A 24,627-nucleotide genomic window follows, 5' to 3' on the forward strand; every position below is an offset into this window, starting at 1 on the left:
CACCCGCCCGCGGCATCCTCTATCCATGTCGTCCCGGGCGCCCTCGCGGCTCGTGGCCGGCGCGTCACAAAGAGACGCCCGCGCCTCCAGAAAGGCGCGGGCGTAATCCGTCGGCGACAGAGGCGAGGGGTGCGCCCCTGTGTCTCGGCGCCCGGGCGGCCGACGGCTCGCCGGGCGGAGTCGATTTCCGCGGGGACCGGCCGGAACGCGGGAGGAGCGTTCCGGCCGGCCGCGCCGATCAGAACCCGTAGCGGAGGGTTCCCGAGATGGTCCGGCCGTTGTTGGCGCGGCCCAGGACCACACCGTTGGCGGGCATGCTGGCCTGCAGCACGTTCACCACGGCGGTTTCGTCGAACAGGTTGTTGACGTTGAACATAAGCTGCACCCGCTCGGTCGGCCGAACCTGCACGAAGGCGTTGACCAGGGTGTAGCCCGGCAGCTTCAGCTGGTTGGTGTCCTGCGCGTAGCTGTCGGTGGTGCCGACGATGTTGGCGCCGACCGTCGCCCACTTCATCTCGAACTGCGGCGTCACCGAGAAGATCAGGTCCGCCTGGTGACGCGGCGTGTTGCCGATGAAGTTGGTGTTGGTCGGATCGCTGGTGATCTCGGCGTCGGTGTAGGTGGCGCCGGCGTTCACGCTGAACGGACCGTGGCGGACGATGGCTTCGAGCTCAACGCCCTTGGCCTTGTAGCCGCGGATGATGTTCTCGACCCGGATCGAGCCGTCGGGCAGGCTGTTGACCTGCACGTTGCGTTCGCCGGTCTTCGCCGAGAAGCCGGTGATGTTGAGCGTGACGCCCGACACCCGGTACTTGAAGCCGACTTCCGCCTGCTTGACAGTGTCGTAGGCGCTCTCCGAGTTGAGAAGCGCGCCCGTGTCGTAGTTGATCACCGGGGTGAACAGGATCTTGTCCGCCGAGGCGCGACCGCCGCGGCTATAGCGGGCGAAGGCCGCCATCGACTCGGCGATGCGGTAGTTCACGCCGGTCGAGTAGCTCAGGTAGTCGTAGTCGTAGTCGACCTTGCCCGGGCGGTTCAGCGGAAGCACCCCGGTCTTGGACTCGGCCAGCGAGATCGAACCGTTGCCGTTCACGTCGACCGAGGCGACGCCCACGCGGCCGCCACCCAGATCGGCGCCCAGCAGCGTGCCCTTCACATTGCCCATGTCGTAGCGCAGGCTGCCGCCGATGGCGACCTTGCCGAACCGGTAGTTCAGCGAGGCGTAGGGCGCGGCGACATCGTAGTTCATGTCGTAGTCGCGGCGGTAGAGGCCGTTACCGAGGCCGTAGCTGATGTAGCCGTCTTGGGTGGTCGGCACGCCGCCGGCGCTGCGGACGTTGACCAGGGCAGTGTCGCCGCCGCCGTTCACTTCCGTGAGGATGTTCAGGAACGCCCACTCGGTGTCGATGTCCTGCGACGAGGCGTAGAAGCCGACCGTGGTGGTCAGTTCGCCGCCGCCCATCTCCCAAACACGGCTGGCGCGCAGGTCGTTGGTCATGTTGTCGAGGCTGTTGGCCTTCACGTCGGTGTAGACCGACGACGTCAGCAGGCCGTTGCCGTTCAGCGTCAGCGGATTGATCGCCTGGCCGGCAAGCGGGCCCGTCGCATAGCTGAGGGTCGCGCCGGGGCCGCCGCCGTAGTTGAAGGCGAGCGCAACGGCGGGAGCGATGGCGATCGGCACCAGCGCATTGTTGCGGCCAGAGATGTCCGAGAAGCGGAACTTCTCGCTGATCGACCACCCGGCCACGTCGAACTGCGAGTCCAGGCCGATCGACTTGACCTTGGCGTGCTGGCCGTCGCGGAGATCATCCTCGCGGATCTTGTTCGAGGCGTCGGTGGCGAAGAGCCGGCTGTTGTACTTCGAGATCAGGGAGTCATCCTTGATGTCGAAGCCCGCGAGGCTCTTGAAGCTCGGGTCCGAGTTGGAGCCCGTGACCAGCATCGGCACGTCCTGATAGTTCGGCGTGCGGTCGTCCATCCACTTGCCGTAGATGCGGACGTAGCCGTTCTCGAGCTGCTTGGTGACGTTGACCTTGATCTGGCCGCCCTTGTAGGCGTCGAAGCCCACGTCGCGCGGGCCTTCGCCCTCGCGATAGAAGCCGCCGATGTGCATGCGCAGCGTGTCGCTGAGCTTGTAGCCGTAGTCGGCGTCGATGCGGTGCTCGCCGTAGTTCAGGCCCATGGTGGCCTGGACCGCGCCGCCTTCGACGTCGCCGGTCTTGGACAGCAGGTTGATGACGCCGCCGGGCGAGTTCGACGCGAAGGTCGAGGCCGAGCCGCCGCGAATTGTTTCGATCTGCGACAGGTTCAGGTCCGAGCGCAGGAACATGTCCGGGCCGAACTGCGAGATGTCGCCGAACTCCAGGACCGGCAGACCGTCCTCCTGGAGCTGCACGTACTTCGAGCCGTTGCCCGACATCGGCAGGCCGCGGATCGAGTAGTCGGCATTGCCCTCGCGGCCGGCGTGTTCGGCGCGGATGCCGGGAATGTTGCGCAGGACTTCACCCAGCGACCGGGCGCCCAGCACTTCGATGTCGTCGGCGCGGAAAGCGCTCGTCGAGGTGGCGCTGTCGAGAGGGCTGCGGCCCTTGGCGACGCCGGTCGAGAAGACCGCTTCGTCCTTCGCCTTGGCCCCCGCAGTCGGCATGGCGCCGTCGGCTTGTGCGCTCTCGGCGTGGGCCGGAGTCATAAGCAGAAAAGGTGCAATTGCCGCAGATAAAAATAGATGTTTCATCGCAAAAACTCTAGCTATCCCCGTGGTGTATTCGATTGCACCATTTTTCATCGCCAGGATGAGGAATAGGTAAAGAACAGAGCATCTAGTCAGCTCGAGCCTGCGACATTTTGACCTGGGAATTACATAAAGGTCTCAGCCTTCTCCGGTGGCGCGGCTTTGAGTTACACGTCCGAACGCGTATCGACCGCCGGCGTTACCCGCCGGCGGCCTGGATGCGGATCCGTCATTCGAAATTCGCTGTAGCCGGCGCCTCCCGTTGCAGGTCGGCGCCTGAAGCGGGCTAGCCGGCGAGCGCCAGGGGCGTCGCGTCGGACTCGCCGAAGTCAGGCCCCAGCGTCGCGTCGCCGTGCCGCGCATCGTAGCCGCTGGAGGCATAGCCGCCCGCCGAGCGCAGACGGAACCGCGCGACCAGGGTCGTCAGCTCGTCGGCTTCCGCCGCAAGGCTGCGCGCCGCTGCGGTCGCTTCCTTGACCATGACGGCGTTCTGCTGGGTCATCTGGTCCATGCTGGCGACTGCGCTGTTCACCTGCTTGAGGTTGTCGGCCTGGGTCTCGGTGCTCTGCGCGATCTCGTTGATCAGGGCGTTGGTGTCGCTGATCTTCGCGCCGATGAGCGTGAGCACCTCGCCGGTGTCGCCGACGCGGCCGACGCCGCTCTGCACCTGCTCGGACGAAGTGTTGATGAGCGCCTTGATGTCGCGCGCCGCGTCGCCCGAGCGTTGAGCGAGGGCGCGGACTTCCGAGGCCACGACGGCGAAGCCCTTGCCGGCGTCGCCGGCGCGCGCGGCTTCGACGCCGGCGTTCAGCGCCAGCAGGTTGGTCTGGAAGGTGATGCTGTCGATCAGGTTGATGATCTGGCTGATCTCTTCCGAGCTGGTCTGGATGGCGTCCATGGCGGTGATCGCCTCGGAAACGATGGCGCCGCCTTCCTTCGCATTGCCGTTCGCCACCTCGATGGCGCGGCGGGCGTCGGCGGCGCGCTGCGCCGTCTCGCCCACCATGACGGTGACCTGCTGGGTGGCGGCGTTGGTTTCCTGCAGGCGCGAGGCCTGCTGCTCGGTCCGGCGCGAGAGATCCTCGGAGGCCGAATAGATGTCGGCGGCGCCCGAATGGACGGTCTGGGCCGAACGGGCGACGCCCGAGATGCTCTGTTCGAGGCCCTCGACCGCGCTGTTGAACGAGTGGCGAAGCCGCTCGTATTCCGGCTCGAAGGGAGTGTCGATGATGTGGGTCAGATCACCCGAGGCCAGCGCGGCCAGGGCGGTGTCCAGGGTTTCCACGACCCGGCGCTGGGCGGCCTCGGCGTCGAGGCGGGCCATGTCGGCCTCGGCCTTCGCCCGGTCAGCCTCGGCCTTGGCGCGGTCGGCCTCGGCCTTGGCCAGGGCGGCGTCGCGGAAGACGAGCACGGCGCGCGCCATGTCCCCCAGTTCGTCCGCCCGGTCGGCGTCGACCGCGATTTCGTTGTCGCCTTGCGCCAGCTGCGTCATGGCCGCGGTCAGGGTCGTGATCGGCCGGGCGATGGTGCGGCTCAGCAGGCGCGAGAGGATCATGGCGATGGCGATGAGCGCGATCCCGCCGACAACCAGGGCGGCGATTGCGGTGACGATGGCGCCCTTCTGCCGCTTGCCGTTTTCCTCGATGCGCTTCACCTCGACGTCGCGGATGTCGCGCAGCGGCAGCACGGCGTCGCTGACCAGGACCTTCTTGCCCGCGTCGCGGACCAGTTGTTGCGCTTCGTCGCGGCGGCCGGCGCGGACGACCTCGATCATCCGGTCGCCCCAGTTCTTCCGCCACGCGACGGTCGCGACCCGCGAGTCCTCAAGCTGCTTCAGCATGGCCGGGTCGGTGAGCGTCGACTTCAGCTCCTCCGAAACGCGATCATACTCGTCCCGGCCCTCGTAGTAGGACTTCAGGTAGCTTTCGTCGCCCGTGACGAGGAAGCCCCGGAGCTGGCTGTTCTGTCGGAGGATGGCGGTCTCGAGCGCCAGGGCGTTCGCGTGGATCGCCTGGCTGTGATTGCTGCTCTCTGTGGAGGCGCGGATCATCAGGATGGTTGCCAGGAAGACCACCATCATGATCGCCGCCGACACGCAGATCAGCACGAACGACAAGCTGAGCTTCTTGGGAATGTTCATCGCGAGACCCGTAGCTGCCCTCAGAAACGACACATAATATGTGCAACAATCACATTTAATTCGGATCAATAACGCAATCTTCCGCAAAGTCTCCAATAGTGTCGCGGAGAAGACGTAATCGCCGATCGTGAGTAGTGGAGCTAATGCCTGTGTGTTGAATGGTCGTTAATGGCGATCTGGACTGGCATTCAACTTGTGGGACATAACGTCGCCCGCTCGTCTGCCTGAAATTCGCTTCCTTTTAAGATGTCCGCCTCATCAGTGATCTCCGTTCAGGGCGCGTGCGCGGCCTGACAGTTGGGACGACGCGTCAGCCGGGCGCGCCAGGACTTGGCGTCGCATTCGGGGTCGTCCGGGGGATAACGAGTATGCAGATCGAGTTTTCATGACGATGCTGGCGACCGCTGGCGCCAAGCAGGCCTTCGCGCGCCAGGCCCAAAACTGCCGGTCTACCGGTTCAACCTTCGTCGCCTCGGTGCTCGAGGCGGTCGACCGCCAGCTTTCGCATGCGCCGATCAGCAGCCGGCTCGTCCGCGACTGGCGAGGCGATCCGGCCGCCGCGGCCGTGGCGCTGAGGGTCAACGGCGCGCTGCACGCGCTCGCCCGGCGGGGCAAGCCGCAGTATCTCGCCGAGCTCTACCGCGGTGAACACGACGATTTCGACGGCGCCGTCGCGGCGGCCCTCTCGGAGGAAGACCAGTTCATCGCCGACTGGATCCGCCACCCGACCCAGACCAACGAGGTGGCGCGCGGCGCGGCCATCATGTCGGCGCTCATGACGGTCGCCGCGGCGCGGCCGATGCCGTTCGAGGTCCTGGAGCTCGGATCCAGCTGCGGGCTGAACCTCAATCTGGCGCGCTACGCCTACCAGCTTGGCGGGGTCTCGACCGGGGATCCGTCGTCGGCGGTTCGCATCGCGCCGCAGTGGCGCGGCGCCGACCCGCCGAAGGCCGAGGTCTCGATCGTCAAGGCGCGTGGCGTGGACCTAAATCCCCTCGACGCCGCGGACCCGGCGCACCGCGAGCGCCTGCTGTCGTTCACCTGGGTGGACCAGCCCGACCGGTCCCGCCGGCTGGAGGCGGCGCTGTTGACGGCGGTGGTCCATCCGCCCCGGGTCGACCAGGGCGACGCCAAGCTGTGGCTCGCCGAGCGGCTGGCCGAGCCTCAGCCGGCCGGCGTGTGTCGCGCCGTCGTGCACACCATGTTCACTCAGTACCTGAGCGATCAGGCTCGGCGCGAGCTGGCGGCGACGCTGGCCGCGGCCGGCGCGGCCGCGACGCCGGAACGGCCGCTCATCGAGATCGGCCTCGAATGGACGGCCGACCGGCGGGAGGTGCAGCTGCGCCTGGCCTCCTGGCCGGACGGCGAGACCACCGTGCTCGCGAAGACACATCCCTACGGGGATTGGATCGAATGGCTCGGCCCGCGCTGAACGCCGGCGCCTAGACGTCGACCTCCGCGTCCAGGGCGTTCTCCTGGATGAACTCGCGGCGTGGCTCGACCAGATCGCCCATCAGGCGCGTGAACATGTCGTCGGCGTCGTCGGCGTGGGTCACCTTCACCTGCAGCAAGGTGCGGGCTTCGGCGTCCAGCGTCGTCTCCCACAGCTGATCAGGGTTCATCTCGCCCAGGCCCTTGTAGCGCTGGATCGAGAGGCCCTTGCGGCCGGCGTCCATCACCGCCGAGACCAGGTCGAGCGGGCCGCGGATGGTGGTCGCCTTGTCCCGGCGGGTGAAGGTGGCGACGCCCGAGAACGTCTCCGACAGCTCCTTCGCCCGCTCGGCGAGGCGCCGGGCGTCGGCCGCGTGCAGCAGGATGTCGTCCAGGACGATCCGTTCCGAGACCCCCCGCTTGATGCGGCTGAACACGAAGCTGTTCTGCTCGCCCTTTCGCCCGACCAGCCGCCGTCGCCTTCCTCCGCGTAGAGGTCGAGGCGCTTGGCGGCCGAGGCCGGGTCGCCGGCGCCGTCGACGAACAGCCCGGCGAGCGCCGCCTGCTCGATGGCGAACGCCGGCGCCCGCGTGGCGAGGCGCTCCACATTCGCGCGGGCCGCCCGCGAGGTGTTCACCAGCCGCAGCAGGTCCTGGCCGATCAGCCGCTCGCCCGAAGCCAGCTCCAGCATCGCCCCGTCCGTGCCCTCGTCGACGAGGTAGGTCTCCAGTTCGCTGTCGTCCTTCAGATAGCGCGAGGACTTGCCCTTGGCGGCCTTATACAGCGGCGGCTGGGCGATATAGAGGTAGCCGCGCTCGATCACCTCCGGCATCTGCCGGTAGAAGAAGGTGAGCAGCAGGGTCCGGATGTGGGCGCCGTCGACGTCGGCGTCCGTCATGATGACGATCTTGTGGTAGCGCAGCTTCTCGATGTCGAAGTCGTCTCGGCCGATGCCGGCGCCCAGCGCGGTGATTAGCGTGCCGACCTGGTCCGACGACAGCATCTTGTCGAAGCGAGCCCGTTCGACGTTCAGGATCTTGCCCCGCAGCGGCAGGATCGCCTGGTTCTCGCGGTTCCTCGCCTGCTTGGCCGAACCGCCGGCCGAGTCGCCCTCGACCAGGAAGATCTCGGACTTCGCCGGATCCTTCTCGGAACAGTCGGCCAGCTTGCCGGGCAGGGAGGTGATGTCGAGGGCCGACTTGCGCCGGGTGAGCTCGCGGGCCTTGCGAGCCGCCTCGCGGGCGGCGGCGGCCTCGGCGATCTTCTGGACGATCATCTTGGCCTCGTTCGGGTGCTCCTCGAACCACGTCGAGAGGCCCTCGTTGACGAGGTTCTCCACGGCGGGGCGCACTTCCGACGAGACCAGCTTGTCCTTCGTCTGCGACGAGAACTTCGGGTCCGGCACCTTCACCGACAGAACGCAGGTCAGGCCCTCGCGGGCGTCCTCACCCGAGACCGAGACCTTCTCGCGCTTGGTCGTGCCCGAGCTTTCCGCATAGCCGGTGATGATCCGCGTCAGCGCCGAACGGAAGGCCGCCAGGTGGGTGCCGCCGTCCCGCTGGGGGATGTTGTTCGTGAAGCAGAGGACATTCTCGTGGTAGCCGTCGTTCCACCATAGCGCCATGTCCAGCTCGACGGTGTCCTTGCGTCCGCGCACCACGATAGGCGCCTTCATCAGCGGATGCTTGGCCTTGTCCAGGTGGCGGACGAAGGCCTCGATGCCGCCTTCGTAGCTCATGACCTCCTCGAAGGGCTCGGCGCCCCGGTGGTCCTTCAGCCAGATGGTCACGCCCGAGTTCAGGAACGCCAACTCGCGCAGGCGGTGCTCCAGGGTCTTCAGGTCGAACTCGATGAAGCGGAACGTGTCGAGCGACGGCAGGAAGGTGACCTCGGTGCCGGTCAGCGGCTCGCCGTTCTCGCGCATCGGCGAGGCGCCGGTCACCTTCAGCGGGCTTACCGCGTCGCCGCGTCGGAACTCCATCTCGTGCTGCTGGCCATTGCGATGGATGCGCAGCTTCAGGAAATCGGAGAGCGCATTCACGACCGAGACGCCGACGCCGTGCAGGCCGCCCGAGACCTTGTATGAATTCTGGTCGAACTTACCGCCGGCGTGCAGCTGGGTCATGATGACCTCGGCCGCCGAGACGCCCTCGCCTTCGTGGATGTCGGTTGGGATGCCACGACCGTCGTCGGTGACGGTGCACGAGCCGTCGGCGTTAAGGATCACCTCGACCCGGCTGGCGTAGCCGGCCAGGGCCTCGTCGATGGCGTTGTCCACCACCTCGTAGACCATGTGGTGCAGGCCCGAGCCGTCGTCCGTGTCGCCGATGTACATCCCCGGACGCTTGCGCACCGCGTCCAGGCCCTTCAGGACCTTGATCGACTCCGCGCCGTACTCGGCCGCGCCATTGCCATTGGTCTCGGGGCCGTTGGTCTCGGTTTCTTCGCTCATGTCGCGTCCAGCTGGAGCGCCGTCCCGCGGACCTGACGGACCGCGCATTTCCTGGCGCCTGATGCGAGGCCGCCGCGCCCGGCGCGGAGCCTATGGATTCTTCGCTACCTATATAGGGTTTCGGTCTGATTCTGCACGTCTTTCGGCGCGCGGAGGGACCCTGTGTCTCAGCTGGCCGGCGCGAAGCCCGCCGCGTCCATTCGGAAGCCCTGGGCGCGGCCTTCGAGCCCCTCGAACAGATGGTCGTCGGTGCCGGTCAGGAAGGCCTGCAGGCCCAGCGCCTCGATCTCATCGAAGAGGGCGGCGCGGCGCGTACGGTCGAGGTGGGCGGCCACCTCGTCGAGCAGCAGGATCGGCGCGGGCTGGCCTTCGACGCGGGCCAGCCGGGCGGCCTGGGCGAGCACGAGGTTGAGGATCAGCGCCTTCTGCTCGCCGGTGGAGCACTCGGCGGCGGCGCGGTCCTTCTCGGCGTGCACGACGGCGAGGTCGCCGCGGTGCGGCCCGGTGAGCGACCGTCCCGCGCCGGCGTCGCGGTCGCGGGCGGCGGCGAGCGCCCGGGCGAGCCGCGTCTCGATCTCGGGCAAGTCGGCCCCGGACGCCGCCAGCTTTTCCCACTCGCCCGTCAGCGACAGCTTCGCTTGCGGGAACGGCCGTTCGCCGCGGGTGTCGATCTCGGCCTGCAGGGCCGCGAGGGTCCGCGCGCGAGCCTGGGCCATGAGGGCTCCGGCCTCGGCCATGCGGGTTTCGAGGGCTTCGAGCCACGCCGGGTCCGCCGGGCCCAGGGAGGCGGCGTCGGTCAGGAGGCGCATACGTTCCCGCAGGGCCTTCTCATAGGCCTGGACGCGTGGCGCATGGCCGGGGTCGGCGGCGAAGACCAGCCGGTCGAGGAAGCGCCGGCGGTCCCCCGCGCCCTCCAGGAAGAGCCGGTCCTGGGCCGGCGTCAGCCACACCTGGCGCACGTACTCGGCCAGACGGCCGGGCGGCGCGGGCTCGCCGTCGATCCGGACAACGCGGCGGGCGGCGCCCGGCAGCTCGACGCCGGTCCCCAGCCGGGTTTCGTCGCCGTCGGCCGCGAGGACCGCCGAGACGGCCCAGGCGCGCCCCACGGCCTCGCCCGGCAGCCGGCGGCCAACCTCGGCGATGCTCGCGCCGCGCAATCCGCGCCCAGGGATCAGAAAGCTGACCGCCTCCAGCAGGTTGGTCTTTCCGGCGCCGTTCGGCCCCGCAAGCCACACGGGCCGCCCGTCGAGCGCCAGCTCGGCCGTCGCATAGGACCGGAAGTCCGTCAGGGTCAGGCGGGTGAGGGCCGTTCGCACCCGCGGGTCTTAGCCGTGGCGCTTGTGCGAGACCAGATGGACGACTCCGGCGATGATCCCGCCGACGATCAGTCCGATCACCGCCGAGACGAGGGCGAACGCCAGCCAGCTCGCCGCCGGCCCGACGCCAGGAAGCCTGGCGGCGGCCTCGGTGAGCGCGTGGGTGACCGCCGGGACCACCGGGGCGTGGTAGTGTTCCAGGCCGTGCAGCAGGATCCCGCCGCCGACCCAGAGCATGGCCGCGGTGCCGATGGTGGAAAGCCAGGCCAGCACGGTGGGCATGCCCCGCACCAGCCCGCAGCCGAACCGCTTGGTCCCCGCCCGCGGGCTCTTCGCGAAGTGCAGGCCGATGTCGTCCATCTTCACGATCAGCGCCACCACGCCATACACCCCGACGGTGATCAGCAGGCCGACGAGGGCGAGCGCGGCGGCCTGGATGGCTAGGGGGCGGTCGGTAAGCGTCGACAGCGCGATGGCCGTGATCTCGGCCGACAGGATCAGGTCGGTGCGGATCGCACCGGCGACCTTCTGCTTCTCGAGCTCCGCCGAGCCCAGGGCCATCTCGCCGATCTCGTCTGGAATGTCCTCGTGGCGCAGGGCCTCGATGATCTTCTCGGTCGCCTCGAAGGCGAGGTAGGCGCCGCCCAGCATCAGGATCGGGGTCACCGCCCAGGGGGCGAAGGCGCTGAGCAGCAGCGCGCCGGGCATCAGGAACAGGAACTTGTTCTTCAGCGACCCCAGCGCGATCTTCCAGACGATCGGCAGTTCGCGGTCGGGCGTGAAGCCGGTGGCGTAGCTCGGCGTCACCGCCGTGTCGTCGACGACCACGCCCGCCGCCTTCGCGCCGGCCTTGCCGGCGGCGGCCGAGACGTCGTCCAGCGAGGCCGCCGCCACCTTGGCGATCGCCGCCACATCATCGAGAAGGGCGACCAGCCCGGAAGCCATGCGACGTCTCCATCCTGAACGGGTCGCTCCCTAACGCGCCGATCGCGTCCGATTTCCGCGAGCAGCGTGTCACAGCGCTTCCCATATCAGCGTCTAAGCTGAACCGTGGAAAATGGGGACAGAGAGAGATGAGCCAGACCGCCAAGGCCGAAGCCTTCCGCAAACTGCACCGAGGCGCCGAGATTCTGGTGCTGCCCAACGCCTGGGACGCGGCCAGCGCCGCCGTCATGGCCGACGCCGGCGCGAAGGCGGTGGCCACCTCCTCGGCCGCCGTCGCCTGGGCGCACGGGTACGCCGACGGCGACCTGATGCCGGTGGACAAGGCGGTGATGACGGTGGCCGAGGTCGTCCGCGTCGTCGACGTGCCGGTCACCGCCGACTTCGAGGGCGGCTACACCGACGATCTGGGCAAGCTGGTGGAGAACGTCACCCGCGTCATCGAGGCCGGCGCGGTCGGGATCAATCTAGAGGACGGCGGCCGCTCGCCCGAGCTGCACGCGGCCAAGATCGAGGCGATCAGGACGGCGCTGGGCGACCGGCTGTTCGTCAACGCCCGCACCGACGTCTACCTGCGTGGCCTTGCCGAGGGCCACGCGGCCTACGCCGAGACGATCGCCCGCGCTGAGCGCTACCGTGCCGCGGGAGCGGACGGCATCTTCGTCCCCGGTCCCGCCGACGCCGACCTGATCGGCCGGCTGGCGGGCGAGATCCACCTGCCGCTGAACGTCATGGCCTGGCCGGGCATGCCGGCCGCGGCGCGGTTGCAGGCGCTGGGCGTGCGGCGGCTGTCCTCCGCGACCCACCCGTTCCGCCTCGCCTACGCCGCGCTGGCGCGGGCGATCGAGGCCTATGTCCGGGACGGGGACCCCGACGCGCTGGCCCGGGCCGCCGAGGGCGCGCCGGCGCTGCAGAAGCGCTTCAGCTAGGCGGCGATGCAGCTCTCGAAGCCGGCTTTCAGGCCGGCTTCGTCGAGGTTGCGCCCGATGAAGACGAGGCGCGAGTAGCGCTTGTCGCTCTCGCGCCAAGGACCTTGGAAGTCGCCCTCAAGGATCATGTGCACGGCTTGGAACACGAGCCGCCGGTCCTCGCCCTTCACGTCCAGGATGCCTTTGGCGCGGAGGATGTCGACGCCCTGCGTCTGCAGCACGTTGTTGAGCCAAGCCGTGACCTTGTTGGCGTCGATCGGTCGGTCCGCCGTCAGCGAGATGGAACTGATGCCGCTCTCGGCCACGTGGTCGTGGATGTGCCCATGGTCATGATGATGGTCGTGATGGTGGCCATGATCATGATCATGATGATGGTCGTGATCGTGGTCGTGGCCGCAGTGCTCGTCGTGCACGTGGCCCGGCTCGCCGTGCGCCGGGTTCAGGAACTCCGGCTGCAGCTCGGTAATCCGGTTCAGGTCGAAGGCGTGGCGGCCCAGGATGGCGTCCAGCGGCACGTTCGAACGTTGGGCGCGACGGATCGGCGCCAATGGGTTCAGCGTGCGAATGGCCTTCTCGACCTCGGCCAGTTCGGCCTCGTCGACGAGGTCGGTCTTGTTGAGGATGATCTGGTCGGCGAAGGCGATCTGCTCGGCCGCCTCCCGGGAATCCTTTAGTCGCAGCGGCAGGTGCTTGGCGTCGACGACAGTCGTCACGCTGTCCAGTTCGGTGCGGGCGCGGACGTCGTCGTCGACGAAGAAGGTCTGGGCGACCGGCGCCGGATCGGCCAGGCCGGTGGTCTCGACGATGATGGCGTCGAACTTGCCCTTGCGCTTCATGAGGCCGGAGAGCACGCGGATCAGGTCGCCGCGCACTGTGCAGCAGACGCACCCGTTGTTCATCTCAAAGACCTCTTCGTCGGCGCCGACGATCAGGTCGTTGTCGATGCCCACCTCGCCGAACTCGTTGACGATGACGGCGTACTTCTTGCCGTGGTCCTCGGAGAGGATGCGGTTCAGGAGAGTGGTCTTGCCTGCGCCGAGGTAGCCGGTCAGGACTGTGACGGGTGTCTTGTCGCTCATGCCGGACCATGTAGGGCGACAGCGCGAACTTATGAAGTGGCGTTCTCAAGCTGGGGTGTTATAAAGTAACACATGACGATCGCTGAGCGCCCCGACCTGCGACCCGAGCCGCTGGACTCGTTCCGGCAGGACCGGACCTATCTCGGCGCCGACCACCGGCGCAACGAGCGCCGCACCTGGCTGGTGACGGCGATCTGCGCCGCCATGCTGGTCGTGCTGGTGGCGGGCGGCGCCGTCACGGGATCGCTCGCCCTGATGGCGGCGGGCCTGCACATGGCCGCCCACGTGATCGCCCTGCTGGTGGCGGCAGGCGCCTACGCCCTGGCCCGTCGTCACGCGGGCAATCCGGCCTTCAGCTTCGGCACCGGCAAGCTGGGGTACCTCGCGGGGTTCGCGAACGCCGTGGTGCTGGCCGCGACCGCGGTGATCATCGCCGTCGAGAGCCTGGAGCGGATCCTCAACCCCCACATCGTCGACTACCATGGCGCCCTCCCGATCGCGGTGGGCAGCCTGGCTGTCACCCTCGTCTGCATCTGGCTGCTCCGCCCCAGCCATTCCCACGCGGCCCGCAACGACCCGGACGGCGACCTCAACCTCTCGGCCGTCCACCTGCACCTGACCGCGGATGCGGCCGTTTCGGTTCTGGCCGTGGCCGCCGTCCTCGTCGGCCAGCAGCTGGACTGGCGCTTCGCCGACCCGCTGGCCGGCCTCCTGGCCGCGGGCCTTGTCGCTCAGTTCGCGCTCAAGCTCCTGCGCCGGGCGGGCGCCGCGCTCCTCGACATCAACCCCTCGCCCGAACTTACCGCCGAGGTGCGCGCCCGTCTCGCCGCCGGGGGCGAGCAGGTCATCGACCTGCATCTCTGGCGCCTGGGGCCCGGCCACCACGCGGTCATCGCCGTGCTGGCGGCCGACCATCCCCAGCCTGCCGAGGCCTACCGCGCCCGGCTGGCGGGCCTCGCCGGCATTTCGCACGTCACCGTGGAGGTGCGCGGATCCGATCACGCGCACGATTGTGACCACGCTCACGCCCACGGTTAGGTAAGCTGGGAGCGTGCCGATGCGTATGTCCCGCCGCCGCTTCCGCAAGCCGATCCGGCCGCGTCCCCGCCTACTGGCGCTGAGCGCCGCCCTGTTGCTGACCGCCGCTGGGGCCGGCGGTTTCGCGGCCTATCAGAACGCTGCGCCCGGGCCGCAGGTCCGCCTGACCGGCGGGCCTCTGCCGGTGGCGATCCCCGTCGCGCCCCCGGCGCCCAAGGACCTGCAGGACGCGCTGAGCGCGCTGGTCCGCGCGTACGGCGAGGAGGTGGGTGTTGCGGTCACCGACGTCTCCGCGGGCTGGACGGCCGGCGTCGATCCCGATGGGCTCTACCCGCAGCAGAGCGTCTCGAAGCTTTGGGTCGCCATCGCCGTGCTGAAGGCCGCCGACGAAGGCCGGCTCGCCATCGACCAGCCGGTCGTGCTGCACGAGGAGGACCGCTCGGTCTTCTACCAGCCGGTCAGCTACAACATCCGACCCGGCGGCTACACGACCGACATCGAGGCGCTGCTGCGCCGGGCCATCGTCCAGAGCGACAACGCCGCCAACGACCGGCTGATCAAGGCGGCGGGCGGGCCCGGGGTCGTCGGCGAGGCCCTGGATCGCCTGCAGCTCGAGGGGGATCGCCGTCGGCGCCTATGAGCGCGACCTCCAGGCCCGGGTCGCCGGCCTCACCTGGCGGCCCGAGTACGGCACGGGCTGGAACTTCCAGGCGGCCCGCGAGCAGCTCCCGGCGCAGGTGCGCGAGGCCGCGCTCGCCGACTATCTCCGGGATCCCCTCGACGGCGCCCAGCCCGCGGCCATCACCCGCGCGCTCGCCCGGCTGCACAAGGGCGAGCTGCTGTCGCCTGCCGCGACCCAGCATCTGCTTGGCCTGCTGGCTGACGTCCGCACCGGCCCGCAGCGGCTCAAGGGCGGCCTACCGCCCGGCTGGACCATTGGCCACAAGACCGGCACCGGCCAGGACTACCGGGGCACCTCGGTGGGCATCAACGACGTGGGCCTCCTGACCGCGCCGGACGGCCGGACCTATGCGGTGGCGGTGATGATGCGGCGGACCCACAAGCCGGTGCCGCAGCGGCTGGAGCTGATGCAGGCTGTCACCCGCACGGTGGCGGCGCACTGGGCCGGCGACGGCCCGCAGCTCGTTACCGCCAGCCGGAACGCGGCCGACTAGGGCCGCTCGATCCCCTTCACCAGCGTCAGCTTGATCGGCTCGCCGGTCATGTCCTTGCCGGCCCACACCGCGCCGACGCCGCCGTCAGAGGGGAAGTCGGTGCAGTAGCTGACCGGGATCGGGATCGGCTTGGACTGCTTCAGGCACACCTTCTCGCCCTTCACCGACCATTTGCCGGAGTTCGCCTTGCCGCGCCGGCCGATGGCGTCCCAGGTGCCGTCGGGGTGCAGCCAGATGCGCTGATGCTTGCCGTCGGGATACAGCGCCTTGATCGTGTTGCCGAAGGCGGCCGGCACGCCGCGCGGTTCGGCGGAAGCCGGTTCGCCCGCCTGGACGTTCAGGCCCAGGAACGTCGCATAGGCGGCGACGGAGACGCGGACGAGGCTCAAGGTGGGTCTGGTGCGCATGAGGGACTGGAACGCAGAACGTTGAAATCGGCGCCAACAGCGGCTGGACTCGACACCTGCCCCGGCGCACGTGAACTGAAGCTGACAAGCTTGGCTGAAGCGACGAGGACTTGATGGACGACCAAACAATCCCGGCCGACGCCGAGCGGGCCGGCATGCTGGCGGCGCTGCACGCGGTGATCATCGGCATGCTCTCGACCCTGAAGCGCAAGGGCGTGCTCACGCCCGAGGAGGTCGATCACATCTTCGAGGCGGGGCTCGTCACCTTCGAGCGCGGCGACCAGGACGCCGTGAAACAGGCGGCCCAGCTGACGCTGCAGATCCTCGCCCGCTCACTGAAAGATTGATCCTGGAACCGGGCGGGTGACGCCTCCGTTGCCTTTCCCATGGCCAAAGCCGCCCGCAGAAGCCCCGATCGTGTGGAGGCCGCCGGGTTCTTCATGAGCCGGGCGCAGGAGGCGATCGACGCCGCCGAGGCGGCGCGCAACGAGGAGGCCTCGGCGGCCTTCTACAAGGAGGCCGAGACGTGGCTGTACATGGCCAGCCGCTGCCTCAATCCTGAGGGCGAGACGGCGCGACCCATGACGCTCGACGTCGCCCCGCCCCGGGTGCGCGGCGAGCGCCGCAGCTTCATGGAGGACTGAAGATGATCCGAGCCGCCACTGCAGCCACGCTCGCGGCCCTCGCCGCCGCGGCCTGCGCCGAGACGCCGGACCGGCAGGCCGCCGCCACCGGAACGAGGTCCGACACCTCGGCGAGCTCACCCATGACGGTCAATCCGGTAACCCCGGGGACTCCGCCGCCTGCGCAGGGGCAGGCGATCCCCTCGACTCCGCCGACGCTGAGCGAGGACCCGGCGCGCCAGACCGACGACAAGGCCATGCCGCCTGGCCCGGTCAACCCGGGCGCCTGAGTCAGGAGCCCGGGATCACCGGCGTCGCCGACAGGTTCGTGCGGCCCAGTCCCTCGACGCGGTACAGCGCGCCCTCGGGGCCGGGCGTCCTGGCCCGCAGCCGCTTCGGGTCGGCGGCGATCTCCGCCGCCTGCATGACGCCGATGTCCCGCGCCCCGGCGACGATCACGATGCGCTCGCCTCCCGGCGCCGTGAAGCTGGCGATATAGCCGTAATCGACGTTGGGGCGGCCGGCGTGCGCCGTGCCCGCGCCGCTGACGAAGGTCTCTCGGGTCCGGCGGTCGACCAGCTCGTCGTAGGTTTCGCCCACCTCGAAGCGGGAGCGCTCGAAGACAGGGTCGTGCAGCAGCCGCAGGGCTGAGAGATAGCCGACGTAGATCACGTCCGAGCCCTTCAGCATCTGCGGCGTGAGCTGGGAGGAGGTGACCAGCCCGACGCGGTCGCCGCCGGCCGCCAGCCGCCGCGCCAGGGGCATGATCTCGCGCAGCGCCAGCGTGGCGCCCACGGGCGTGTAATAGGTGTCGAGGTCGACGTACCGGCCCTGCAGCTCGGGCCGCGCCATGAGGAGGCTGTCGAGGTCGGCCGCCGAGTTGATGTCGAAGGCGCGGATCATCCGCTTCGGCCCATCGCCCTGCTCGGTGTCTCCGAAGATGTAGTAGTCGCCCACGACCACCAGCAGGGGGCGGTCCTGGCCCACGCCAGCCCACAGCGGCGCGGCCGCGATACGGTCGAGTTCGCGGGCCGGCGCCGTCGCGCGCGCAAGCCAGGCGCCCCCCAGCACCGCCATCGTGACCAGCAGCAGGGCCGCCGCGACCGCCCAGCGCCAGGGGCGCTCCTCCCGCGCGACGGCGCGGGGCTCCGGGGCCTCGATCAGAGCCAGCCGGTACTCGCCGAGCGGCAGCGACAGCCTCGGCGAGCTGTCGGCGTAGAAGTCGTCCAGCTTCTTGCGGAGGCGGTGGACATAGACCCGCACCGAGGCGTCGCCGGCGAGATCCACCGCGCGGCCGAAGACCTCGACGGCGATGTCGGCCTCGCGCACCGGCCGGCCCGCGACGGCCTGCTGCGCCAGATACTCGAACAGGCGCGAAAGACCCTGCGAACGTCCCAGAACGCCGCTGGCGCGCACTCGCGCAACCTCCGCTTCCAGGCCGTCCTCCGGGCCGTCCATACGTGCCTGTAACCCCCCTGTAACGCCGCCTCAACCGTAAAGTACGGGCCGCGCCGACGCGAGGCCCCTATCGCCGCCGCATTGCCAGCCGGGCTGGACTCAGTGTTACTTTATAACATAACAAATTAGCGCAGTTGAGAGGGGGCGGGGATGAAGGCGATCTGGCTGCTGGGGGCGGCGCTGGCCGCGCTGGGCTCGGGCGCGCGGGCCGAAGGCGCCGACGTTCAGGAGCTGGTGGTCACCGCGGCGCGGCTCGAGGAGACCCTGCCGCAGGAGCTCGCCCGCTATGGCGCTGACCTGTCGGTGATCAGCGAGGCCACGATCCGCGACAACCTTTACGTCGACATCTCCCAGGCGCTGCAGATGCAGACGCCTGGGGTCTTCCTCAGCCCCCGCAACGGCCCGTTCTCCTACGTCGACATCGCCATCCAGGGCTCGCGGACCGGGGATGTGCTGTGGCTCGTGGACGGCGTGCGGATCAGCAACCGCCTCTACACCTCGACCAGCCCGGCCGACACGCTGCCGGCCAGCATGGTCGAGCGCATCGAGGTGCTGAAGGGCGGCCAGAGCCTGTTCTACGGCACCCAGGCGGTGGCTGGCGCCATCAACGTCGTGACGCGCGCCTATTCGGAGGACTTCGACGGCCGCCTCACCGCCGGCGGCGACACGAACGGCGGCGTCCACGCCGACGTCTTCATCCGCGACACGGTGGGCCGGCATCGCTATGTGGCCTGGGTGTCGAAGGACGAGTCCGACGGTTACCGCACCTTCGACATCTTCCAGCCCAGCGCCACCGACCGCAGGCGCGGCTACGATGTGGTCAGCTTCGGCGGCAAGTACGGCGTCGATCTCGCCGATGGGCTGGCGCTGAACCTCTACGCCCAGCATGTCGACGCCCATCTGGAATATCCGAACCCGCGGCTGACCCGGCTCGCCTTCAACGACCGCGACGAGGAGATCGCCAGCGCCAGCCTCGACTGGACCGCCCGCGACGACGTCCAGCTCTCGGTGAAGGGCTACTACCACGACTGGGACAGCGTCTATTCCACGGTCAACAACGTGCCGGGCGACCCATCCGCGCCGCCGGTGATCGTCGATGACCTCACCTACTGGGGATACGAGGACTACGGCGTCCAGGCGCTGGCCAGGCTGAACCTGCACAAGGGGTTCGAGTACCAGCTGGGCTACGACTTCCAGAACTTCAACGGCCGCGACGAGGTGCTGCTGATCGCGCAGCAGACCGAGAAGGTTCATGCCTTCATCGGCCAGGTGCGCACGACCGACGACCTGTTCGAGAACCTGCGCTTCGCCGCCGGCGTCCGCTACAACCGGACCGACGAGACGGAGAAGACCGTCTGGAACGTCTCGGGTCGCTGGGATGCGACGCCCGCCGTCTACGTCGAAGGCATGGTGGGCACGGCGTTCATCCTGCCGAGCGCCGAGCAGCTGTTCGGCGTCGACCCCTGCTGCGCCGTCGGCAATCCGCAGCTGGACGCCGAGGAAAGCGCCAACGCCAGCCTGACACTGGGCGGGCAGACGGACCGGCTCACCTGGGAGGCCACCGCCTTCACCCGCCGGGTGAAGAACCTGATCGTCGACGAGGAACGGCCCGGCTTTCCGGACGGAATCTACGTGAACACCGACGGTGAGGTCCGCTTCCGGGGCCTGGAGTTGCAGGCAACGCTGCGTGTCACGGAAGCGATCGCCGCCCGCGCCGCCTACGCCTACACCCGCGCCCGCGCGGCGGGAGCCGGCCGCCAGTTCGATCGCGTACCCGAGCAACAGGTCAAGGCGGGGGTCGACTGGGTCCCCGCGGAGCTGCCGTTCGGCGCTTCAGCCAGCCTGCTGTGGGTGGGAGACGTGGCCTTCAACGTGTCGGGCTTCGGCCGCGTCGGCTACGGAAACTACACTGTCGTGGACCTTGCCGCCCATGCCTGGCTGGACGGCCCCGATCGCCGCCACAAGCTGACCGGCCGCCTCGAGAACGCCTTCGACGAAGCCTATGCGACGCGCGTGAATTCCGCGGCTCCGGACGTCCCGGGTCCCCGTTTCCTCTACCGCTTCCGCGGCGTGCCCAGGACCTTCCACATCAGCTATGCCTACAGCTTCTGACGCCAGGCCCGGAAAGCCAGTCGCCAAGCCCCGCAAGCCCTGGGCGCCACGGTGGCTGGTGGTGACCCACCGCTACCTCGGCATCGTCGTGGGCCTGCTGATGCTGCTGTGGTTCGCGAGCGGCATTGTCATGCTGTTCGTCCGCTGGCCGGAGGTTACAGAGGCCGAACGTGTGGCGGGCCTGCCGCCCATCCCGTGGGAACGCTGTTGCGACCTGACCAGCTTCGGGCCGGAACAGCCGTTGGCGGACGGCGTGATCGAGGCCGTCGCCGATCGGCCCGTGCTGCGCTCGGGTGGCGAGACCTACGACCTCGAGCGCGGCGGCGTGCTGAAGCCCCTGACCGAGGCGGAGGCCCGGGCGGTCGCGACGGCGCACACCGGCCGCATTCCGGACGCCGCCCGGCTCGTCGAACGCGACCAATGGACGGTCACCGGCTACTTCAACAAGCGCCGTCCCTTCTGGCGCGTGGAGATGGGCGACGCAGCCCGCACCGTCGTCCACGTTTCGGCCCGCACGGGCGAGGTGGCCCAGGCGACCACCCGCGCGGATCGCGTCTTGGCCTGGCTCGGCCCCATCCCGCACTGGCTCTATCCCAAGGCGCTGCGGGCGGACGCCAAGCTCTGGACGCAGGTGGTGATCTGGACCTCCGTGGCCGGCCTCTTCCTGACCGTCACCGGCATCTATCTCGGCCTGGTCGCCTGGCGCCCCTGGCGCGACGCACGGCTCTCGCCGTTCCGGGGAGCGGTGATGTGGCACCACCTGACGGGTCTCGCCGCCAGCCTGCTGACGCTGACCTGGACGCTGTCGGGCCTGCTGTCGATGCAGCCCTGGGGCCTGCTGGAGGGCGGCGACGATCCCGGCGCCGCGCGCTACCGGGAGGCCGCGATCACCGTCGGCGTCCTGGGTCAGGGTCTCTCCGACCTGAAGGGCCAGGATTTCGCGGCGCGGCAGGTGCGGCTGGTCCCCCTCGACGGCGGGCTGATCCCCGTGGCCGACGGCCGACCGCTCGGCGGTCCGCCGTCTCCGGCCGACCTGACACGCGCCGCGGCCCGGCTCGGGGCCGTCGCCTCGCAGGGCCTTATGGGCGCAGAGGACGCCTACTGGTACGGCCACCACGACACGGTGAAGCTGCCGATCTGGCGGGTCATCCGCGCCGACGGGACGCGCGACTACATCGATCCCGAAACCGGCGAGCTGCTGCGCAGCGTCGACCGGGCCGCCCAGGGCTTCCGCTGGTGGCACCTGGGCCTGCACCGGCTGGACGTGATCCCGGGCTTCGACCGGGGCGCCGGCTGGGCGGCGGTCATGACCCTCCTGCTGGCGTTCACCGGCGGCAGCGTCGGCCTCGGCGTCTGGCTCGCCTGGCGCAGGGCCCAGGCCGACGTCACCAGGCTCGCCCGTCTCCGGGGCGCCGCGCGGCTTGAGCCGCATCGCCGGCTTCTCCACCAGGAACCAGCTCGCCGCAGCAAACGGCAGCACCGCAAGGACGCCGGTGAGCACGTTGAGCTGTCCCATCAGCGCCAGCTGCTGCTGGATAGGGAAGGCGTAGATGTAGACGCCGTAGCTGAGGTCGGCCGGCAGCTTGCCCGGCCGCGAAAGGCCGACCACGGCTGTCGGCAGCGCCAGTGGCCCCACGAACGGAAACGCCAGGGCCGAAATCCCGCCCAGCCACAGCGGGACCTTCGTCTGGCTCAGCCAGAGCGCCGCGCCGGCGAAGAACAGGAAGCCGTTGCGGCCGGCCAGGAACGCGATCCGGGTGATCCGGTCGTCGGCCCATTGCGGTGTGGTCAGCATCAGCGACAGCCAGACGATGGCGCAGATCGCGGCGAGGCCGACCACCAGCTTCAGGTTGGCCCGCACCAGCATCAGCAGCAGGTAGCAGGCGAACTCGAGCCTGAGCGTCCAGAGCACCCCGTTGACGACGCCAGCTACGGGTGCGTCGGCGAAGACGCCCGGCAGCTCATAGGTCGCGGGGAAGAGCAGGGCGTTGCGCACCACGTAGAGCGCGGCGCCGCGCCAGTACTCCACCGGGGCCGCCGTGGTGAGGAAGCTGAGCAGGATCACCGTGACGATCAGCGAGACGATCAGCCCGGGTTCGATCCGCAGGATGCGCTTGAGCAGATAGCTCTTCGGGTCACGTTCGTAGCTGCCGGCGATCAGGAACCCGCTGATCACGAAGAAGATCGACACGCCGAGGGCGCCGAAGTCCTCGACCCCGCGGATCGTCAGCGGCGGCTGTCCCGACAGCGGGAAGGTATGGCTCACCACCACCAGCAGGGCCGCCGCCAGCCGCATGAGGTCGAAGTTCATGGTCCGCCCTTAGCATGCGTTGCCGCTGTCGCCGCAACGCGGGGCTAGGCTTCGAACCCGCCCACGACCTCGAGCACGGCTTGGCCGTAGTGCGCGAGCTTGGCCTCGCCGACGCCGCTGATCCGCTCCAGCGCCGCGCGGCTGCCGGGTCTTACCTGGGCGATCTCCGCCAGGGTGCGGTCATGGAAGATGACGTACGGCGGCACGTGCTGGGCCTTGGCCTCGCTGGCTCGCCAGGCCTTCAGGGCCTGGAACAGCGGCGCGTCGGCGGCCGACAGCGGCGGCTCCTTGGCCTTGCGGCGCGGCCGGCGCTGGGCCTCTTCCTCGATCTTGCGGATCACGACACGCCGCTCGCCGCGGAAGACGGCCCGCGCGCCATCGGCGTCGCCGATGCCTACCAGCGGCCGCCCATCGTTCGGGTCCTCCCGCAGCAGGCCCTCGAACAGCAGCTGCTCCAGAAGATCGCGCCACTGCACCGCCGACAGCTCGGCCCCGATGCCCCACGTCGAGAGACCCGCCTCCCAGTCGGAGACCTCCTTGGTCTTGCCCAGCAGGTGGTCCACCACGCGGCCGCGTCCGAACCGCCCGCCCAGCCGGTGGGCCGCCGACAGCGCCTTCTGGGCCGCCTCCGTGGCGTCGGTGGTCTCGACCTCGCCGCTGCAGAGGTCGCACTGGCCGCAGGGCTTGACGCCGGTCTCGCCGAAATAGCGGCGCACGCTCGCCGCCCGGCAAGCTGTGCCGTCCAGCATGGCGTAGAGCTGGCGCAGCTTCCGCGTCTGGACCTGTTTCACGCCCTCGTCGACGTCGCGCTCGCCGATGCGCCGCAGCGCCCAGGCCATGTCGGAGGCGCCGTACAGCGTGATGCCTTCGGCCGGATCGCCGTCGCGGCCCGCCCGGCCGATCTCCTGCCAGTACGCCTCGATCGAGGCCGGCGGATCGGCGTGGATGACGAACCGGACGTCCGGTTTGTCCACGCCCATGCCGAAGGCGATCGTCGCCACCATTACCGCGGCGTCCGCCTCGAGGAATCCCTCCAGCCGCTGGGTGCGCAGATTGCGGTCGAGGCCGGCGTGGTAGGCCAGCGCCGGAACGCCGGCATCGCGCAGCGCCTGGGCCAGCTTCTCGGTCCCGTCGCGCGAGCCCGCATAGACCACGCCCGACTTGCCCGGCCGCGCGGTGACCAGGTCGACGACCCGCTTGTCCTTGCCGCCCTTCTTCCGCTCGGCCGACAGGATCAGCTCAGGCCGTGCGAAGCTGGCGACGAATTCGGCCGAGTCCTCCAGCCGCAGCTCGGCGCGGATGTCTTCCCGGGTCCGGGCGTCGGCTGTGGCGGTCACCGCCAGCCGCGGTACGGCCGGGAACAGCTCGGCCAGCCGGCCCAGCATCCGGTACTCGGGCCGGAAGTCGTGGCCCCACTGGCTGACGCAGTGGGCCTCGTCGATGGCGATCAACGCCAGCGGCGTGCGCCCGAGGCGGTCCAGCATGTTGGGCTGCATCAGCCCTTCCGGCGAGACGTACAGCAGGTCCAGTTCGCCGCGTTCGATCCGCCGCCACGTCTCGGTGCGCTCGTGCAGGTCGATGTGGGAGTCCAGCCGGGCCGCGGCCACGCCCGACTGCTGCAGCGCCGCGACCTGGTCCGTCATCAGCGCGATCAGCGGCGAGACGACGAGGCCCAGGCCCGGCCTCATCAGGCTGGGGATCTGATAGCAGAGGCTCTTGCCGCCACCGGTGGGGAGCACCGCCATGGCGCTGCGGCCGGCGAGCACCTCGGCGATGACATCCGCCTGCAGGCCCCGGAAGTCCGCATGGCCGAAGGTCCGGCGCAGGATCTCGCGCGCCTCGGCGAGAGGCGAAAGCGGGCTTTGCGCGGCGGCGGCGTGCATCGCGCCCCTTATGGCGCAATTCGCCCGAAGGTCGATGCGACCTTTCCCTCCCAGAAGGCCGCGAAATCTAGGCTGTGCGCGCCAGCTCCGTTCGGCTCTGGATGCCGCGGACCACCTTCAGCAGCTTCAGCGCCTGGTCGCCGCCCAGCACCGCGAAGTCGATCTCGCGCTGGGACAGGGTCTTCAGGATGGCGTCGTCGGCGTCGCTCATGCGCCGCGCGCACATGTTCCAGTTGGCGAACTCGCGCATCGTCGCCGGTCCCGCCTGCAGAACGCGCGGCTCCTTGTGGCGGGGATCGTCGAGGATGCGGCGATAGGTGCTCATCACCGCCTCGGCCGGACCCTCCAGCGCCTGGAGGAACCAGCCGTCGTGGACGAGCAGCAGCCCGGTGATCGCGACGGCGCGGTTGTTGCGGATCGACGCCCGGATGATCTCGTCGACCTGGGCGTTCAGCCGGACGGGCTCGATCGCCTGCCGGCTGGCGTAGACGAGGCGGTGCAGGGTGCGAGAGCCGGAAATGGCGGAGTTGGCGGACACTCGGGGACGCTCCGGAAACGAAGCCGCCAGCTTAGCCGCCACCTCTTGAACAATCGCCTAAC

At 69.4% G+C, this 24,627-nt stretch carries 18 protein-coding genes and 3 pseudogenes; 10 read left to right on the plus strand and 11 right to left on the minus strand.

What is annotated here, in order from left to right:
- Window positions 1-238: 238 nt before the first annotated feature.
- A complete protein-coding gene (locus LRS10_RS07855; RefSeq protein ID WP_257836756.1) occupies window positions 239-2,734 on the minus strand; it encodes a TonB-dependent receptor domain-containing protein in 2,496 nt (831 codons plus the stop codon).
- Between the two features lie 283 nt (window positions 2,735-3,017).
- Complete coding sequence (locus LRS10_RS07860) at window positions 3,018-4,871, minus strand: methyl-accepting chemotaxis protein (RefSeq protein ID WP_257836757.1); 1,854 nt, start codon at window positions 4,869-4,871, stop codon at window positions 3,018-3,020.
- Between the two features lie 385 nt (window positions 4,872-5,256).
- Here LRS10_RS07860 and LRS10_RS07865 point away from each other — a divergent pair, with 385 nt between their 5' ends.
- Window positions 5,257-6,303, plus strand: a complete 1,047-nt coding sequence (locus LRS10_RS07865) for a DUF2332 domain-containing protein (protein WP_257836758.1) — start codon at window positions 5,257-5,259, stop codon at window positions 6,301-6,303.
- Between the two features lie 10 nt (window positions 6,304-6,313).
- Here the strand turns inward: LRS10_RS07865 and gyrB are convergent.
- From gyrB to LRS10_RS07880, 3 genes and pseudogenes are all read right to left on the minus strand, one after another.
- Window positions 6,314-8,754 (minus strand): annotated as a pseudogene (gene gyrB / locus LRS10_RS07870) (DNA topoisomerase (ATP-hydrolyzing) subunit B).
- A gap of 167 nt (window positions 8,755-8,921) precedes the next feature.
- The gene (gene recF / locus LRS10_RS07875) at window positions 8,922-10,070 is read right to left on the minus strand and encodes a DNA replication/repair protein RecF (protein WP_257836759.1); all 1,149 of its coding nucleotides are present in this window, start codon (window positions 10,068-10,070) and stop codon (window positions 8,922-8,924) included.
- Window positions 10,071-10,079: 9 nt separating this feature from the next.
- Entirely contained in the window at window positions 10,080-11,015 is a 936-nt protein-coding gene (locus LRS10_RS07880) for a DUF808 domain-containing protein (RefSeq protein ID WP_257836760.1), read from the minus strand.
- Between the two features lie 128 nt (window positions 11,016-11,143).
- On the opposite strand from LRS10_RS07880, the gene LRS10_RS07885 reads away from it, so the two are divergent.
- Window positions 11,144-11,941, plus strand: a complete 798-nt coding sequence (locus tag LRS10_RS07885; protein ID WP_257836761.1) for an isocitrate lyase/phosphoenolpyruvate mutase family protein — start codon at window positions 11,144-11,146, stop codon at window positions 11,939-11,941.
- Here the strand turns inward: LRS10_RS07885 and LRS10_RS07890 are convergent.
- Window positions 11,938-13,020, minus strand: coding sequence for a GTP-binding protein (locus LRS10_RS07890; RefSeq protein WP_257836762.1), 1,083 nt, complete (start codon window positions 13,018-13,020; stop codon window positions 11,938-11,940). The genes LRS10_RS07885 and LRS10_RS07890 overlap by 4 nt on opposite strands.
- A gap of 72 nt (window positions 13,021-13,092) precedes the next feature.
- On the opposite strand from LRS10_RS07890, the gene dmeF reads away from it, so the two are divergent.
- From dmeF to LRS10_RS07905, 3 genes are all read left to right on the plus strand, one after another.
- Entirely contained in the window at window positions 13,093-14,058 is a 966-nt protein-coding gene (gene dmeF / locus LRS10_RS07895) for a CDF family Co(II)/Ni(II) efflux transporter DmeF (protein WP_257836763.1), read from the plus strand.
- Window positions 14,059-14,077: 19 nt separating this feature from the next.
- Window positions 14,078-14,698 carry a serine hydrolase gene (locus LRS10_RS07900; protein ID WP_257836764.1) on the plus strand — a complete coding sequence of 207 codons (621 nt, stop codon included), beginning with the start codon at window positions 14,078-14,080 and terminating at the stop codon, window positions 14,696-14,698.
- Between the two features lie 97 nt (window positions 14,699-14,795).
- Window positions 14,796-15,233, plus strand: a complete 438-nt coding sequence (locus LRS10_RS07905; RefSeq protein ID WP_257836765.1) for a class A beta-lactamase-related serine hydrolase — start codon at window positions 14,796-14,798, stop codon at window positions 15,231-15,233.
- Here LRS10_RS07905 and LRS10_RS07910 read toward each other — a convergent pair.
- A complete protein-coding gene (locus LRS10_RS07910; RefSeq protein ID WP_257836766.1) occupies window positions 15,230-15,640 on the minus strand; it encodes a hypothetical protein in 411 nt (136 codons plus the stop codon). The two genes, LRS10_RS07905 and LRS10_RS07910, sit on opposite strands and share 4 nt — an antisense overlap.
- A gap of 113 nt (window positions 15,641-15,753) precedes the next feature.
- Between LRS10_RS07910 and LRS10_RS07915 the strand changes: the two genes are divergently transcribed.
- The 3 genes from LRS10_RS07915 to LRS10_RS07925 all read left to right on the plus strand — a co-directional run bounded on the left by LRS10_RS07915 (window position 15,754) and on the right by LRS10_RS07925 (window position 16,553).
- Window positions 15,754-15,987: a hypothetical protein gene (locus LRS10_RS07915; protein ID WP_257836767.1), complete on the plus strand. Its 234-nt coding sequence runs from the start codon at window positions 15,754-15,756 to the stop codon at window positions 15,985-15,987.
- Between the two features lie 93 nt (window positions 15,988-16,080).
- On the plus strand, window positions 16,081-16,284 hold the full coding sequence (locus LRS10_RS07920; protein ID WP_257836768.1) for a hypothetical protein: 204 nt from the start codon (window positions 16,081-16,083) through the stop codon (window positions 16,282-16,284).
- Between the two features lie 2 nt (window positions 16,285-16,286).
- On the plus strand, window positions 16,287-16,553 hold the full coding sequence (locus tag LRS10_RS07925) for a hypothetical protein (protein ID WP_257836769.1): 267 nt from the start codon (window positions 16,287-16,289) through the stop codon (window positions 16,551-16,553).
- A gap of 1 nt (window position 16,554) precedes the next feature.
- Here the strand turns inward: LRS10_RS07925 and LRS10_RS07930 are convergent, their stop codons facing one another.
- A complete protein-coding gene (locus LRS10_RS07930) occupies window positions 16,555-17,679 on the minus strand; it encodes a helix-turn-helix domain-containing protein (RefSeq protein ID WP_257836770.1) in 1,125 nt (374 codons plus the stop codon).
- A 192-nt stretch (window positions 17,680-17,871) separates the two neighbouring features.
- Here LRS10_RS07930 and LRS10_RS07935 point away from each other — a divergent pair, with 192 nt between their 5' ends.
- Both LRS10_RS07935 and LRS10_RS25025 read left to right on the plus strand, forming a co-directional pair.
- Entirely contained in the window at window positions 17,872-19,833 is a 1,962-nt protein-coding gene (locus tag LRS10_RS07935) for a TonB-dependent siderophore receptor (RefSeq protein WP_257836771.1), read from the plus strand.
- Window positions 19,817-20,653 (plus strand): annotated as a pseudogene (locus tag LRS10_RS25025) (PepSY domain-containing protein); the annotation flags it as partial. The gene LRS10_RS07935 and the pseudogene LRS10_RS25025, both read left to right, overlap by 17 nt.
- 804 nt (window positions 20,654-21,457) lie before the next feature.
- Here the strand turns inward: LRS10_RS25025 and LRS10_RS25030 are convergent.
- The 3 genes and pseudogenes from LRS10_RS25030 to LRS10_RS07950 form a co-directional block, all read right to left on the minus strand.
- A pseudogene (locus LRS10_RS25030) lies at window positions 21,458-22,144 on the minus strand (acyltransferase family protein); the annotation flags it as partial.
- A gap of 44 nt (window positions 22,145-22,188) precedes the next feature.
- Window positions 22,189-24,027: a DNA helicase RecQ gene (gene recQ / locus LRS10_RS07945; RefSeq protein WP_257836773.1), complete on the minus strand. Its 1,839-nt coding sequence runs from the start codon at window positions 24,025-24,027 to the stop codon at window positions 22,189-22,191.
- A gap of 67 nt (window positions 24,028-24,094) precedes the next feature.
- Complete coding sequence (locus LRS10_RS07950; RefSeq protein ID WP_257836774.1) at window positions 24,095-24,565, minus strand: BLUF domain-containing protein; 471 nt, start codon at window positions 24,563-24,565, stop codon at window positions 24,095-24,097.
- Window positions 24,566-24,627 lie beyond the last annotated feature (62 nt).

Source organism: Phenylobacterium sp. J426 (assembly GCF_024699945.1).
Taxonomy (GTDB): Bacteria; Pseudomonadota; Alphaproteobacteria; order Caulobacterales; family Caulobacteraceae; genus Phenylobacterium.